Genomic DNA, 14,646 nt, shown 5'->3' with positions numbered 1-14,646 from the left:
ACCCTGTGAATGTACTGTTAGGGTTTACATAAGTATGGGTCTAGATTTTAAGGCTAACAGAAACACAAATGCTAAGAAGGTGAACCATGAGTGTTTGCGAGAAGACCGTCCATCCCATGGACGGGATGTTCGAGCATCCAAGGACGGACTTGCTGCGTGTCGTTGAGTGAATGCCATGGCGAGCCTGTATGCAGAAATTTCAGCAAGTGGTTTTTTCAGGTAAGTTCAGTGTAAATTTTCTAGCTCAGTTCTGTCCAAAAACGTGTTTGAGCTGATTACTGATGGAGCTTATTGATAGCTGAAGTCAGGTTTGCCATCTTTCAAGGTTAATAGATACGCAAGTGCTAAAAGGTGAACCATGCCGTTACAGCATTAGAGTTGTGAGCCGAGCGTCCGACCCACTGAAGACTCTCTATATGTAAGGATTTACAAACTCTTTAAGCCTAGCTATTACTTTGTCTTAGCTCGCGTCTGAGAATTTTACCCACAGTACTTTTAGGCAGCTGGGTTTTAAATTCAAAGATCTTAGGCACTTTGTAAGCGGTGAGTTGCTTACGGCAGTGGGCTTCTATGTCAGCTTTGGCAATTTGAGGATCTTGGCTTGGGTCTTTGAGCACGATAACAGCTTTCACGGCTTCGCCGCTGTGCTCATCAGAAACTCCGACGACGGCGGCCTCTAACACTGATGAGTGGGTGGCGAGGATGTTTTCCACTTCATTGGGGTAGACGTTAAAACCTGAGACGATCACCATGTCTTTTTTGCGATCAACGATAGTATAAAAACCGTCTTCTGAAACAAGCGCAATATCGCCAGTTTTAAAATAACCTGTTTTAGTCATCACTTTGGCGGTTTCGCTGGCTTGCTGCCAATAACCCGCCATAACCTGCGGCCCGCGCACGGCAAGCTCTCCTGTAGTCCCCATTGGCACAGGGTTGTCATCAGCATCCAAAATCATCACTTCAGTGCCAATAACCGCTTTGCCTATGGTGCCAAGGCGTTGAAAACCTGAGGCATTAAGGCACACGACTGGGGAAGTTTCAGAGAGGCCATAACCTTCGCATACCATGCAACCTGTGGTGCGTTGCCAGGCATCGGCGGCGGTGCTGGTGAGGGCTGTGCCCCCTGAAATGGTAATTTTCAAATGACTAAAATCGAGAGTCTTAAAGGCTTCTTGATGGCAAAGAGCGACAAATAAGGTATTAAGGCCGGCAAAGCCTGTGAATGGGTACTTTGCCATGGTTTTGATTAGCCCTGGTATATCTCTAGGATTAGGAATAAGCACGCTGCAAGCGCCTGTTTCAAAATACAGCACCAGATTCACCATAAAGGCATAAATATGGTAAATCGGTAACGGGGCGATAAACACATCTTCACCCGGGGTCATGGTATTGGCGATGCGAGATTTAACTTGATAGGCATTAGCCAGCATATTGCCGTGAGTGAGCATGGCACCTTTTGATAATCCCGTGGTACCGCCTGTGTATTGCAGGGCGGCTAAGGCATCTTGTGCGGGGTAAACTGGGGTGAATTCAAGCTCAGCACCTTGCTTAAGTAAACTTAAAAATTCTATGGTGGCGATATTGGTTTTGGGTTGTATCTGCTGAGCTAACATATCCGCCGAGTGAGTTGAAATCACGTATTTAATCGGGGTAGTGGCGACCACTTTGGCTAAGATGGGCAGCAGATCCGAAAGCACGACTACGGCTCTGGCGCCTGAGTCGTTAAACTGGTGAATGAGTTCCCGCTCTGTGTATTGTGGGTTGGTGTTAACTAGCACCATGCCGGCACGAATAACCCCATAGGCCGCGATGACAAATTGAGTAATATTGGGCAGTTGAATCGCCACCCGATCGCCAGGTTTTAGATCGGTTTTGTGTTGTAAGTAAGCGGCGAAATAACGGGATGCTTGCTCAATATCGTTGAAACTACTGGCTTTATCTAAACAAATATAAGCGGTGTTGTCGCCATAGCGTGCAGTGGTTGTTTCAATCAAGTCCACAAGAGAGCGGTATTGGGATAAATCGACTTGAGTTTGAGCATCAAACGCCATGGGATCACCTTAAAGTGCTTCTGATTATTATAAGAAATATTTCCTAGATTAGTGTGCTTTGGCATCAAGGGTCAATGGGTATCGCGGTAATCATCTTGGAATAATCATGGATAGCTTAAGCTATCCATGATTATTTATCTTTGGGCGGAATGGGAGTCTTATTCTCACCTCCCCTAAGGGCCCCCTAAAGAGCCTATGTTAAGGGCTAATGTAAGGGCTGATGTTAAGCGCTTAATGTTAAGTACTTGGGCTGAAAAAACTGCTGCTTTGGCTAACATTTTGTTCTGGTTTTGCGATATCAATAATCGAAAATTGCAGCACTTCCCGTCCATGGTCTAGGTCTACCAGTTTGGCTTTGACTGTTACTGGGTATTCAAGCTGCTCTGCAGCAGAGACTTGGATCACACTTGGGGTCATGAGTATGAATCGTTGCGGATTATCTAAGGTTATCTGATAGCGTTTCATGGTTTTGGTCTTGTTACGTATTCTTAACTGGTAGGTATTTTCTATTTCTGCCATGCCCACCTCACGGTAGAGGCTTTGCCTGTCGCGAAGAATATTAAACTGAGTTTCACTGATGCTGGATAGGTCGATAAGGGCCACAATAATGAAGGTGAATAGGGCTAGGCCGTAGGACACAAAACGGGCTGAACACCAGAAAGGCTTAGCCTCACCTTTGAGTTCATTTTCGCTGATAAAGCTAATCAGGTTTGACTGATAGCCAAATTGATCCATGGTTTGATTGCAGGCATCGACGCAGGCGCCGCAGTTAATGCATTCATATTGCAGGCCGTTACGTATGTCTATGCCCGTGGGGCAAACATCGACGCACAGGTTGCAATCGACGCAATCACCCAGTTCAGTAGTTTGATTGCGTTTACGTGGGCCACGACTCTCGCCGCGGGCGGCATCATAAGTTACAGTCTTAGTACTGCCATCGAACATCACTGCCTGAAAGCGTGAATAGGGGCAGCAATGTAGGCACATTTGTTCCCGCATCCAACCGGCATTTAAATAGGTACAGATAGCGAAAAACCACACCCAACTGCTGACCCAGAAGCTGCCAGAAAGAGTAAAAATATCCAGATATAATTCCCTCGCTGGCACAAAGTAACCAATAAAGCCGCAGCCAGTCAGTAGGGCTGTTAGGGCCCATAGGCTGTGTTTGCTGCTCCTTTTGATGAGCTTGCTGCTTGTCCAGGCGGCCTTATCTAAGAGTTTACGCTTATTACTGCTGCCTTCTATGCGGGTTTCAATCCACACATACATAAAGGTCCAGGCGGTTTGCGGGCATAGAAAACCGCACCAGACACGGCCCCAAAACACGGTAATAAAAAACAGTCCAAAGGCGGCGGCGATAAATACCCAAGCCAATAAGGTAAAATCCTGCGGCCATAATGTGAGTGAGAAAAAATGAAATTGTTGCTCATTAACATCAAATAGTATGGCTTGTCGGCCTTGGTAATTGATAAATGGGATAATAAAAAAGATCAACACCAGCATGCTGTTGAGCAGGCTTCTTAACTGCTGAAACGGGCCTTTTTGTTCGCGAAATTGGATTTTTCCCTCGGCAGTACCCCCTTTTGTCGTTGGAGTGTGCAGATTCACAGACCTCACACTAGGGCCATTGCCTGTGGGGAGGTTGACTATAGGTATTTGCCCTGCCGATGCGCCATAGGTTTTTTGTTCGGTATTGGGGAAGGCTTGCTCTTGCTGAGTCATAGATAAATCCTGAATGAGACGAAAATATCAGGGTAGGAGCAAGCATTAGGCCAGAATAGTGTGAGTTGTTAATTAACTGAATATATTTGATTTTTTTATTTATAACTGCAGGGCAGAGTCACGATATATCACGAAGTGGCGAAATATCGTGACTCTGTGCTACCCAGTACAGGTGTTACATCAGCGGCTAAGTGCTAGATTAGGGATTCTTATCATTATTGGGCTGTCGAGATGTCGTATCTTGTCGCACTATGCCGAGTTTTTGCATTTTCGATCTTAAGGTGCTCGCAGGCAGCCCAAGTTGTTTGGCTGCGCCATGTTCACCTGAGATCTGCCAATTGAGTTGTTCTAAGGTATGGCGAATATGAGTGGCCTGTGCTTGCGCTAAGGTTTGTCTGTTAGCTGAAGGCTTGATTTTTGACAGCTCTTTAAAGGGCAATTGATGGATATCAAGCTCACTTGCCTGACTCAATATGGCTTCACGCTCGAGTATGTTCTGTAATTCTCGTACATTGCCAGGCCAATGGTAGGCCTTAAGCTCGGCCATGCCTGCTTGACTCACACAGGTAATTTTTTTGGCTAGTTTTTTACTAATATTCAACAACATGCTCTCTACTAGCTCTGGCATGTCTTCAAGCCTATCCCTAAGGGGCGGTACATGTATGGGGAAGACATTTAAGCGATAGTAGAGATCCATGCGAAATAGTCCTTGCTCTACTCGTTCGAGTAAATTGTGGTGACTGGCCGCAATGAGGCGAATATCTATTTTAATGTTACTACTGCCGCCTAGACGCTGGAACTCTTGCTCTTGGATCACTCTGAGTAATTTAGACTGGGCCTCAAGGGAAAGCTCTGCAACTTCATCGAGAAACAGTGTGCCCTTATCCGCCTGTTCAAATTTCCCTTTGCGCTGAGTGTTAGCACCAGTAAAGGCGCCTTTTTCATGGCCAAAGAGTTCACTTTCCAGTAATGACGGTGAAAAGGCGGCGCAATTTACGCTTACCATTAGCTTATGTTTACGGCGGCTAAGTTGATGTAAATTGCGGGCGACAAGCTCTTTACCTGTACCGCTTTCACCACAGATAAGCACTGTGCTGTTGGTATTGGCGACTAGGTGTATTTGCTGTAGTAAATGCGCCATCACTGGGCTGCTGCCTTTAATGCCCATGTTACCGGTTTTATCCGCTAATGCCTGCTGCAGCTCATGATTTTCTGCGGCGAGTTGTTCCGACAGGGCCTGTACCTGGTTAAGTGCTTGCCTTAGGGAGAGCTCAGTTTGTTTTTGCACGCTTATGTCGCGAAATATCGCGATCACGCCGACCATGACGCTCCCTTGATACACAGGGGTAGAGCTGTACAGCACGGGGAAGCTACTGCCATCTTTACGCCAGAACACATCCTGGGCCACTTCCCGTGCCACGCCATCTTTTAAGGTCTGGTAAATAGGGCAAGATTCTTGGGGGTAAGGGCTGCCATCCGCATGGCTATGGTGGTGACAATTGTGAATGTTTTTCCCTAAGAGTTCGTCATTACGCCAGCCCGTCATTCTTTGCGCAGCTGGGTTAATAAATACCGCATTACCCTGTAAGTCGAAGCCATAGATACCTTCGCCGACGGCGTCCAGTAACAAAGTGTTTTCTGGCAAAAAATGCGCGCTAGACGTTGTTGTGTTTGTTTTTTGAACCATTAGGGGGCTTTTATTCTTAGGTTTCTAGATGTTATTGCTGCTGAGTATAAACTTATCCGTTTAAATTAGTGAAGTTTCCACATGGCATTTAGTTACTCTAGAACTCACAAATTTAGAATGCTGGTAAAAGTTCCCATTTAAGTAAAAATATTTTTCTGTAGAAATTTACATGTAAGATATTGATATTTAACAATTGAATCCGCGATCGTAAATAATTAGTTCCACCATGTTGTATTTAGTGTTGGATATTGTTCTTCATATGTTATAAAAATGTTCCTGTTGTGAGATGAGTCATTCGCGAGTTGTACTTTTTTCTTATAAGCTCAGACACATGGGTAGGTAAATAGTACGACAAATTATTATAAGTAGTGGGAGCAAAGATGATGACCGGAATTAAAAAGAATTTTTATTTGAGCTCGTTGAGTTTAGCCGTTTCTTTAGCCTTAACTGGTACCTTAGCAAGTGCAGGTGCATACGCCGCCGCCGACGAAGAGGAAGTCAAGGTTGAAAAGAGAGAAAACGTTGAAAAAATCGCTGTCGTAGGTACTCGCGCCGCGCCGCGCTCAATTGGTGATTCACCAGTGCCTATCGATATTATCAGCAGTGATGACCTTAAGAAAAATGGCTCCACTGATATGATTGACATGCTAGTGACTTCAGTACCTTCATTTAACTCTCGTGCTCAACCTATCAGTGATGCGGCTACTTTGATCCGTCCTGTCAACCTTCGTGGCCTGCCGTCTGACAGTACTTTAGTTTTGGTTAACGGCAAGCGTCGCCACCGTGCCTCCGTCATTGCATTCCAAGGTGGTGGCATTAATGATGGTGCCCAAGGCCCTGATATGTCAGTGATCCCAACCGCAGCCTTAAAGCAGGTTGAAGTACTGCGTGATGGCGCCGCGGCTCAATACGGTTCAGATGCGATTGCGGGTGTAATGAACTTCGTGTTGAAAGATGATAACGAAGGTGGCTCGCTGACTTACACTAAGGGTGAGTATTATGAAGGCGATGGCACCACAACAACCATAGATGGCAATATAGGTCTACCGCTCACTGATGATGGTTTCATCAACATTAGTGGCCAGTATAAAATGGCTGATGCCACTAGTCGCAGTGTGCAGCGTCCCGATGCTGCTGCTATCGCTTATGGCACCGATGGAACAGATGGAAACCCCTATATTCAAAATCCAGCTCAAACTTGGGGCAACCCTGAGCTAAGCGATGATTTTTCTGTCTTTGTAAACTCAGGTTTAGAGGTTAATGATACCACTCGCTTATACGCCTTTGGCAACATGTCATCGCGCAAGGCTGTGGGGGGGTTCTATTATCGCAACCCACAGGATCGTGGTTTAGTATATTCGAAAATTAATGAACAAGATCCGAATGATCCCAATGATGATACAAGAGAGCTATTGGTTGGTGCGTTAAATGGTGACCAATCTTCTTGTGGAGTTGTTTCGGCAGAAGTACCAAATGTGCTTCAAACGGCAGCTTATAAGGCCATGGTTGCAGATCCAAACTGTTTTTCCATGAATCAAATTCGTCCCGGCGGTTATACACCTCAGTTTGCTGGTAAAATTGAAGACAGTTCTTTCGTTGCCGGTATTAAAGGTGAGTTAGGCGAGTGGAACTATGATGCTAGCGCCGGTACAGGTAATAACCAAGCCAGCTTTGGTCTGATGAACTCATTGAATCCATCATTAGGATTAGAGACTCCCACTAATTTCGATACCGGTGCTTATACGCAAAATGAGTCAAGCATCAATATTGATTTCTCTCGCTTTTTAAATATAGGTTCTATCGAAGATGTGAGCTTTGCCACAGGTTTTGAATGGCGTGAAGAATCATTTAAAATTACTCAAGGTGAAGAAGCTTCTTGGGTCGCCGGTCCCTATGCAGAGCAAGGCTTTAATATTGGCTCTCACGGCTTTAAAGGTTTTGGTCCTGAGTCTGCAGGTAAGAATACCCGTAACAATATAGGTATTTATACCGACGTTGAAGCTTATTTGAATGATGATTGGTTACTTGGCGTGGCACTACGTTATGAGGATTTCTCGACCTTTGGCGATACCTTAAATTATAAGATCACCGCCCAGTATATCGCTACCGATGAGTTGTCGTTCCGTGCGTCGCACAGCACAGGTTTCCGTGCCCCAACAGTGGGCCAGGAAAACGTGGTGAATACCCAGACGTCAATTGTTAATGGTGAACTAATTCAAACTTTTATTGCACCGCCAACGAATCCTTTAGCGGCATTCTATGGTGGCGAGGTACTGCAACCCGAAGAGTCAATGAGCATTGCGGTGGGCTTTGTGTATGAATATGAGGATTTCTTCTTAACCTTCGATTATTACAACATCGAAGTGGAAGGCCGTATCTCTCAGTCGAGCCAGAAGGATGTATTAGCGAAAGATTATGATGCACTAAGAGCCGCTGGGGTTGAATTCCCTGAGTTGATTTCAGCTGTGACATACTATGCTAATGATTTCGATACCACGACTCAGGGTATAGATATTGTTGCCAACTATAATATGGAAGCCTTTTCTGGTGATGCTAAGCTAAGCTTGGCTTACGGCTGGACTGATACCAGTGTTGATAAATTCAGCCCTGATACAACTGATGAAGGCAAGGTTCGTCGTTTAGAAGATGGTATACCTGCACACAGAGCCACCTTGACTTGGGCCCAGTCTTGGGATGACATTAACGTGTCAGTGCGCAGTAACTACTTCGGTGAATACTATGCCACCCATGCTGATGACACTTCAGATTGGGGTTCAGAAGATGTAGGCTCAGCTGTGACCTTCGATCTTGATTTCAGCTATGCCTTAAATGATGCGATTACCTTATCTGTGGGTGCTAATAACATCTTCGATAAAAAAGCGCAGAAGCTGAAAGATGGTACTTTAGGTGAGTTAGGGGCGGTTTATTACGAAAGTGGTCCATATGACTACAATGGTGGCTTCTACTATGGCCGGGTTAACTATCGCTTCTAATCTCAATCAACAACTAAGTTGATTAGCTCACCGTTTATAAATGAGTGAGTTCTACAAAACCAGCCAAAATTGGCTGGTTTTTTTATTGCGCTTTATTAGATAATGCCCCGACATTAGCACCACTGACATTGAGAGAGTAAATGAGCATAGAGACTTGGATAGGGCTATTGGCCATTTGTTGTTTAGGAGCTATGTCACCGGGACCTAGCCTTGCCATGGTGGTAAGGCACACCCTCTCCGGAGGCCGATTACATGGCATAGTCTGCGCTTGGGCGCACTCCATCGGCATAGGTGTCTACGCCTTAGTGACCTTGTTAGGCTTAGGCGTTGTACTTAAGCAGGCGCCCATAGTGTTTAATATTATTGCCGTGCTAGGAGCGCTTTATCTTGCTTGGCTTGGTTTGCAAGCATTGCGCTCTCAAGGGGCAAGTGAGCAAAAGCTGGCAGCTGCAGAACCTACGAGCTTACTGACGGCAGCGCGAGATGGGCTAGGAATATCATTATTTAATCCTAAAATATTGCTATTTTTTTTAGCGCTATTTAGTCAATTTGTATTGGCGGCCAATACGTTTTCTGGCCAGTTAATTATAGTCGCAACCCCGTTGATTGTTGATGGGCTTTGGTACACCTTCATTGCGATGATTTTGTCTCATTCGGCGGTCTTACCTAAATTGCGGGCCAAAGCAGTTATTATTGATAAAATCTCTGGCATAGTATTAATTATATTAGCAATTAATGTACTGTTAAGATTATTTTAGTTTTGTGCGAAGTCATTTCACTGGCATAGATATGGCTAGGCAGAGTTGCCCGAGTGGTAAGGAAAAAGTCCAATGAAATCTTGGCAAGCATTAATAGAACAAGAGCAAAATAAGGCGTATTTTCAAGCCTTGCAAGCCAAGGTGGCCACTGAGCGAGCCCAGGGGAGACGAATATTTCCAGCCGATGACTCGGTATTTGCAGCTTTTGCAGTGACGCCACTGGAACAGGTGAAAGTGGTGATTTTGGGGCAAGATCCCTATCACGGCCTAGGACAAGCCCACGGCTTATGTTTTTCAGTTCCCGAAGGGATTAAAATCCCGCCCTCATTGGTGAATATTTACAAAGAACTTGCCACGGATATTGAAGGCTTTAACCCACCCAAGCATGGTGATTTACGCTCTTGGGCGCAGCAAGGAGTATTGTTGTTAAATACAGTGCTAACCGTAGAGGAAGGTAAAGCTCATTCCCATGCTAAATGGGGCTGGGAGTGTTTCACCGATGAAGTGTTATTAGCCTTAAACCAATGTTCGTCACCCATCATATTCGTACTTTGGGGGGCGCACGCGATTAAAAAGGGTAAGGTGATCACCGCCTCTCAACACACTATTTTGCAAGGGCCTCATCCTTCACCGCTTTCTGCATATCGCGGTTTTTTTGGTTGCAAGCATTTCTCAACCATCAATGGGATTTTGCTTAAACAAGGCGATAAAGCGATAGATTGGCAAGTGTAAATGGGCTGTATAAATGGGCTGTATAAAGAAACGGCAGAGTACTAATGACAAAAAGGCTTCGATAGCGAATATCTAGGCCTTCATTGGTGTCAGGTTTTTTATAATCAGCGCATTTGGCCGGATTAGTTGCTGCGGTTTACTGCGATATTAGCCAAGGAAATCAGCGCATCCTTATGCCGACTATCCTTAACGCAAGATAATGCCGCTATGGCCTTCTCAGCTTCTTCTATGGCCTTGTTCTTAGTGTATTCTAATGCACCTGAGTCATGAAGGGCTTTTACAATCTCATCTATCGCTTGGGTACCATCCCCTTGCTCGATGGCTTGCTTAATTAATGCCTTGGCATGAGCACTGCCATGCTCCATGGCAAAAATAAGCGGTAATGTGGGTTTACCTTCTGCGAGATCGTCGCCGATATTTTTGCCCAGTTCATCGCTGCTGGCGGTGTAATCGAGTAAATCGTCGGTCAGTTGGAATGCCGTGCCTAGGAATTTACCGTATTCTCCCAGTGCGATTTGCTCAGCCACACTGGCACCAGCCAGTACACCGGCAAGCAAGGTTGCTGCTTCAAATAATTTAGCGGTTTTGCAGTAGATGACTCGCATGTAGTTGGCTTCAGTGGTGTTTGGGTCATTGCAATTCATTAACTGCAACACTTCCCCTTCTGCTAATACATTGGTGGTGTTGGCCAGCACTTTAAGTACGTGCAGGCTGTCTAACTCTGTCATCATTTGAAAAGAGCGAGTATAGAGAAAGTCACCGACGAGCACGCTGGCACTATTACCAAATAACGCGTTGGCAGTTTCTCGGCCGCGGCGCAATAAAGATTCATCAACAACATCGTCATGGAGTAAAGATGCTGTATGAATGAACTCAACGATTGCGGCCAATTTTAGGTGTTTGTCGCCCTCATAGCCCATGGCTCTACAGGCTAATACGGTTAACAGAGGACGAAGACGCTTACCACCGCTTTTGATGATGTAAAACGCTAATTGATTGATCAAGGCAACATCAGATTCGAGTTGTTGGTATATTAGCTGATCAACTGCTTTCATATCAGTTTCAGCCAGCTCACGAATGGCGTTTAAATCCATGGTAGTCTCTGGTAATTTTTAGGCGATGAGGTCAATATTGCTATCGTCCCCAGTTTATACTGTTTATCATGCCGTAAGTAACATAGTCACAGCTGCTGTGATTAACTTCCCGCTAGGATAACACCCTTCAATGTCAGGAAATTGCGTTAAAGCAAATTTTACCTAATATTCTTACACATGACAGCATTTGTTAACATCAAAGACGCAGCAAGTCGGGGTTTTTTTATTGTTTTATATTTAAGTCTTGCCAGTTCAACATTCTTCGCGTAAACTCCGCGCCCATTGTCATTAAAGTTTTTTTAGCACTCATGCCTCACCTGATGTGAGCTGATGTGTTAGTCATTTGGAGTGAAATAGCTATGTACGCTGTTTTTCAAAGTGGCGGTAAGCAACACCGTGTTGCCGAAGGTCATACAGTTCGTTTAGAGAAATTAGAAGTTGCTACTGGTGCAACCGTAGAGTTCGATCAAGTATTATTGATCGCTGACGGTGAAACAGTACACGTTGGTGCTCCTTTAGTTGCTGGCGGTAAAGTCGTAGCTGAAGTAGTTGGCCACGGTCGCGGCGAGAAGGTAACTATTATTAAGTTCCGTCGTCGTAAGCATCACGATAAGAAGATGGGCCATCGTCAATGGTTCACCGAAGTTAAAATCACAGCGATCAACGCTTAATTTAGGAGTCTAACTCATGGCACATAAAAAAGCTGGCGGTAGTACTCGTAACGGCCGCGATTCAGAAAGTAAACGTCTTGGTGTTAAGCGCTTTGGCGGTGAATCAGTTCTAGCAGGTAACATTATCGTTCGTCAACGTGGTACTAAGTTCCACGCTGGTGTAAACGTAGGTATTGGTCGTGACCATACTTTGTTTGCATTATCAGACGGTAAAGTAAAGTTTGAAGTTAAAGGTCCTAATAACCGTAAGTTTATTAGCATCGAAGCTTAATTCTTTACCAAGCTAGTCTTCGAAAGCCCTGCCTCTGGTAGGGCTTTTGTGTTTCTCTATCTCATTGAGCGTTTACTCCTCATGGGAAATAAAAATTCTATTTATAAGAGAAAAATATTTTTCTTGTAGAACAATTAGATGCGGTAGGCGATATTGTGGTGTTTGCTATCTTCGGCGCTTTCCTGCACATCCCATTCATTTGGGGTTATAATTTACAGATTGAGCGGTGTCAGGAGTAGGTATGAAGTTTATTGATGAGGCAAGTATTAGGGTTGAGGCTGGTGATGGCGGCAGTGGCTGCGTTAGCTTTCGACGTGAAAAATACGTGCCTGATGGTGGCCCTGATGGCGGCGACGGTGGTGATGGCGGTAGTGTGTTTTTACAGGCCGATGAAAACTATAACACCCTAATTGATTATCGATTCGAGCGCTTCCACATGGCCGAGCGTGGCAGTAATGGCCGTGGTCGTGATTGTACAGGACATGGCGGTGTTGATTTAATCCTTAAAGTGCCAGTCGGTACTCGTGCTGTGGATGACGAAACTCAAGAGCTTATTGGCGATTTGACAGCTCATGGTCAAAAGTTGTTAGTGGCTAAAGGTGGTTTCCACGGTCTAGGTAATACTCGTTTTAAAAGCAGTACAAACCGTGCGCCACGTCAAAAAACCTTAGGTACACCAGGCGAAGTGCGTTCGCTTAGGTTAGAATTGCTCTTGCTTGCTGATGTCGGCTTGTTGGGCATGCCTAATGCGGGTAAATCGACCTTCATACGTGCAGTATCAAGAGCGACACCTAAAGTTGCTGATTACCCGTTTACAACACTTGTGCCTAACTTAGGCGTTGTTAATCCGCGTCCAGGGCAGAGCTTTGTTATTGCGGATATTCCTGGTTTGATCGAAGGGGCATCTGATGGTGCGGGCTTAGGTATTCGCTTCCTTAAGCATCTTGAGCGTTGCCGTGTGCTACTGCACATTTTAGATATTGACCCTATTGACGGTAGCTCTCCTGCAGAAGCGGCGAAAGCCATTGTTGCAGAGCTTGAGAAGTACTCGCCTAAGCTTGCTGCTAAGCCGCGCTGGTTGGTCTTTAACAAGACAGATTTAATGCTCGAAGAAGATCTACAAGAGAGAGTTGACGCCATCGTTGCGGAAATGGATTGGCAGGGTGATGTTTATACCATGTCAGCGTTCAATCGCATTGGTACTAAAGAGTTGAGTCTAAAATTATTAGATTATATTGCCAGTCTTCCTCCGATAGATGACAGCATAGATCCTGATAGTGAAGTTGAGTTTAAGTGGGATAATTACCACGAAGCCAATACCGACTCAGTGAATGAAGATTATAACGATGATTTCGATGATGATTTCGATGACGACGATTATGATGTCGAAGTGATTTATCAAAGGTAGTCGTTTACTTGCTATGAGATAAGCGTGTATACAGAAACTCAAAATGATATCACACGCTTAGTCGTACGCACTGCGCAATTACTGTTAGCCTACGGCGCTGAATCTGAGCTGATTGAAGAGATCAGCCAGCGCCTAGGCAAAGCCTTAGGCCTTGACAGTGTCGAGTTATCCCTTTCCTCAAATTCCTTAGTGCTCACTAGCCTAGTTCATGGCACTTGCATAACGACTACGCGCCGAATTCGCGATCATGGTTTAAATATGATGATCATCTGTGAATTACAGCGTATCTGCATCCTGGCAGAGAAGGGCATCTATGGCCCTGATGAAGTACGCCGCCGCTTAGCCCGTATCAGCCCTAAAACCTATCCGGCTAAGCTTGTCGTGCCCATGATAGGTTTATCTTGCGCCAGTTTTTGTCATCTATTTGGTGGCGACTTAATTGCCAGTCTGATCACCTTTGCAGCCTCTGCGATGGGTATGACGGTACGCCTGAATTTGGCCAAGGGGCATTTTAATCTTTTAGTCAATTTTTCCGTGACCGCTTTTATTACCACCATGATAGCCCAAAGTGGCTACCTTATTCCGCTGACTCAAACGCCTGAGATAGCCATGGGAGCTTGTGTACTAATGTTAGTGCCAGGTTTTCCACTCATCAACGCTATATCTGATATGGTTAAAGGCCATATGGCGGTCGGTATTTCTCGCTGGGCTTATGCGAGCCTACTTACCTTGGCATCAGTCATAGGAATTAGCATTGCTATGCAGCTAGGAGGCTTATTCCTCTAATGGACTTGTTATTGACCCTGCTTAATGATGCGCTATTCTCAGCCATTCCAGCAATTGGTTTTGCCATGCTATTCAATGTGCCACGACGTTTTTTAGCCTATTGTGCAATTGCTGGCGCCATAGGTCACAGTTGCCGCACCCTATTGATGTCAATTGATATGCCTATAGAATGGGCAACCTTTTCAGCTGCGGCCATCATAGGTGTCGTCACCATTGGCTTTGCTAAGCGGCATATGGCGCCACCTTTAATGTACTCAGTGGCTGCGGTTATACCTATGATCCCAGGTACCTATGCGTTCAATACCATGATAGCCTTGGTGCAGATGATACCTCAGGCACAAATCAATCCTGAGCTCACAGCTGCAGTTATTTACAATGGTCTCAAGACGGTATTTATTTTAGGTGCGCTGGCGGTAGGTTTAGCGATGCCGAGCTTAGTGTATTATCGTACTCGACCCATTATTTAATCTCAA

At 45.2% G+C, this 14,646-nt stretch carries 12 protein-coding genes; 8 read left to right on the top strand and 4 right to left on the bottom strand.

Going from position 1 to position 14,646, the window contains the following annotated elements; all coding sequences use genetic code 11:
- Positions 1–443 precede the first annotated feature (443 nt).
- From SDEN_RS15245 to SDEN_RS15235, 3 genes are all read right to left on the bottom strand, one after another.
- Positions 444–2,051: an AMP-binding protein gene (locus SDEN_RS15245; protein WP_011497361.1), complete on the bottom strand. Its 1,608-nt coding sequence runs from the start codon at positions 2,049–2,051 to the stop codon at positions 444–446.
- Between the two features lie 237 nt (positions 2,052–2,288).
- The gene (gene ccoG / locus SDEN_RS15240) at positions 2,289–3,773 is read right to left on the bottom strand and encodes a cytochrome c oxidase accessory protein CcoG (protein ID WP_011497360.1); all 1,485 of its coding nucleotides are present in this window, start codon (positions 3,771–3,773) and stop codon (positions 2,289–2,291) included.
- Between the two features lie 199 nt (positions 3,774–3,972).
- The gene (locus SDEN_RS15235) at positions 3,973–5,460 is read right to left on the bottom strand and encodes a sigma-54 interaction domain-containing protein (protein WP_011497359.1); all 1,488 of its coding nucleotides are present in this window, start codon (positions 5,458–5,460) and stop codon (positions 3,973–3,975) included.
- 380 nt (positions 5,461–5,840) lie between these two features.
- Here SDEN_RS15235 and SDEN_RS15230 point away from each other — a divergent pair, with 380 nt between their 5' ends.
- The 3 genes from SDEN_RS15230 (at position 5,841) to ung (ending at position 9,943) form a co-directional block, all read left to right on the top strand.
- Positions 5,841–8,453, top strand: coding sequence for a TonB-dependent receptor plug domain-containing protein (locus tag SDEN_RS15230; protein ID WP_011497358.1), 2,613 nt, complete (start codon positions 5,841–5,843; stop codon positions 8,451–8,453).
- 140 nt (positions 8,454–8,593) lie between these two features.
- Positions 8,594–9,211 carry a LysE family translocator gene (locus SDEN_RS15225; RefSeq protein WP_011497357.1) on the top strand — a complete coding sequence of 206 codons (618 nt, stop codon included), beginning with the start codon at positions 8,594–8,596 and terminating at the stop codon, positions 9,209–9,211.
- Between the two features lie 72 nt (positions 9,212–9,283).
- Complete coding sequence (ung, locus tag SDEN_RS15220) at positions 9,284–9,943, top strand: uracil-DNA glycosylase (protein ID WP_011497356.1); 660 nt, start codon at positions 9,284–9,286, stop codon at positions 9,941–9,943.
- Positions 9,944–10,065: 122 nt separating this feature from the next.
- On the opposite strand, the gene ispB is transcribed toward ung, so the two are convergent.
- On the bottom strand, positions 10,066–11,037 hold the full coding sequence (ispB, locus tag SDEN_RS15215) for an octaprenyl diphosphate synthase (RefSeq protein WP_011497355.1): 972 nt from the start codon (positions 11,035–11,037) through the stop codon (positions 10,066–10,068).
- A gap of 359 nt (positions 11,038–11,396) precedes the next feature.
- On the opposite strand from ispB, the gene rplU reads away from it, so the two are divergent.
- The 5 genes from rplU to SDEN_RS15190 all read left to right on the top strand — a co-directional run bounded on the left by rplU (position 11,397) and on the right by SDEN_RS15190 (position 14,640).
- Positions 11,397–11,708, top strand: a complete 312-nt coding sequence (gene rplU, locus SDEN_RS15210) for a 50S ribosomal protein L21 (RefSeq protein WP_011497354.1) — start codon at positions 11,397–11,399, stop codon at positions 11,706–11,708.
- A 16-nt stretch (positions 11,709–11,724) separates the two neighbouring features.
- Positions 11,725–11,979, top strand: coding sequence for a 50S ribosomal protein L27 (gene rpmA, locus SDEN_RS15205; RefSeq protein WP_011497353.1), 255 nt, complete (start codon positions 11,725–11,727; stop codon positions 11,977–11,979).
- 241 nt (positions 11,980–12,220) lie between these two features.
- Complete coding sequence (gene cgtA / locus SDEN_RS15200; RefSeq protein ID WP_011497352.1) at positions 12,221–13,387, top strand: Obg family GTPase CgtA; 1,167 nt, start codon at positions 12,221–12,223, stop codon at positions 13,385–13,387.
- A gap of 24 nt (positions 13,388–13,411) precedes the next feature.
- Positions 13,412–14,173, top strand: a complete 762-nt coding sequence (locus tag SDEN_RS15195) for a threonine/serine exporter family protein (protein WP_011497351.1) — start codon at positions 13,412–13,414, stop codon at positions 14,171–14,173.
- Complete coding sequence (locus SDEN_RS15190; protein ID WP_011497350.1) at positions 14,173–14,640, top strand: threonine/serine exporter family protein; 468 nt, start codon at positions 14,173–14,175, stop codon at positions 14,638–14,640. The genes SDEN_RS15195 and SDEN_RS15190 overlap by 1 nt, the downstream gene beginning before the upstream one ends.
- Positions 14,641–14,646 lie beyond the last annotated feature (6 nt).

This window comes from Shewanella denitrificans OS217, assembly GCF_000013765.1.
Classification (GTDB): domain Bacteria; phylum Pseudomonadota; class Gammaproteobacteria; order Enterobacterales; family Shewanellaceae; genus Shewanella; species Shewanella denitrificans.
This window is presented reverse-complemented; position numbering and strand designations above follow the sequence as displayed.

Coding starts and splice junctions, on each gene's coding strand:
- rpmA (WP_011497353.1), top strand. CDS start 11,725: ATGGCACATAAAAAAGCTGGCGGTAGTACTCGTAACGGCCGCGATTCA.
- ung (WP_011497356.1), top strand. CDS start 9,284: ATGAAATCTTGGCAAGCATTAATAGAACAAGAGCAAAATAAGGCGTAT.
- SDEN_RS15190 (WP_011497350.1), top strand. CDS start 14,173: ATGGACTTGTTATTGACCCTGCTTAATGATGCGCTATTCTCAGCCATT.
- rplU (WP_011497354.1), top strand. CDS start 11,397: ATGTACGCTGTTTTTCAAAGTGGCGGTAAGCAACACCGTGTTGCCGAA.
- ccoG (WP_011497360.1), bottom strand. CDS start 3,773: ATGACTCAGCAAGAGCAAGCCTTCCCCAATACCGAACAAAAAACCTAT.
- SDEN_RS15225 (WP_011497357.1), top strand. CDS start 8,594: ATGAGCATAGAGACTTGGATAGGGCTATTGGCCATTTGTTGTTTAGGA.
- ispB (WP_011497355.1), bottom strand. CDS start 11,037: ATGGATTTAAACGCCATTCGTGAGCTGGCTGAAACTGATATGAAAGCA.
- SDEN_RS15235 (WP_011497359.1), bottom strand. CDS start 5,460: ATGGTTCAAAAAACAAACACAACAACGTCTAGCGCGCATTTTTTGCCA.
- SDEN_RS15230 (WP_011497358.1), top strand. CDS start 5,841: ATGATGACCGGAATTAAAAAGAATTTTTATTTGAGCTCGTTGAGTTTA.
- SDEN_RS15245 (WP_011497361.1), bottom strand. CDS start 2,051: ATGGCGTTTGATGCTCAAACTCAAGTCGATTTATCCCAATACCGCTCT.
- cgtA (WP_011497352.1), top strand. CDS start 12,221: ATGAAGTTTATTGATGAGGCAAGTATTAGGGTTGAGGCTGGTGATGGC.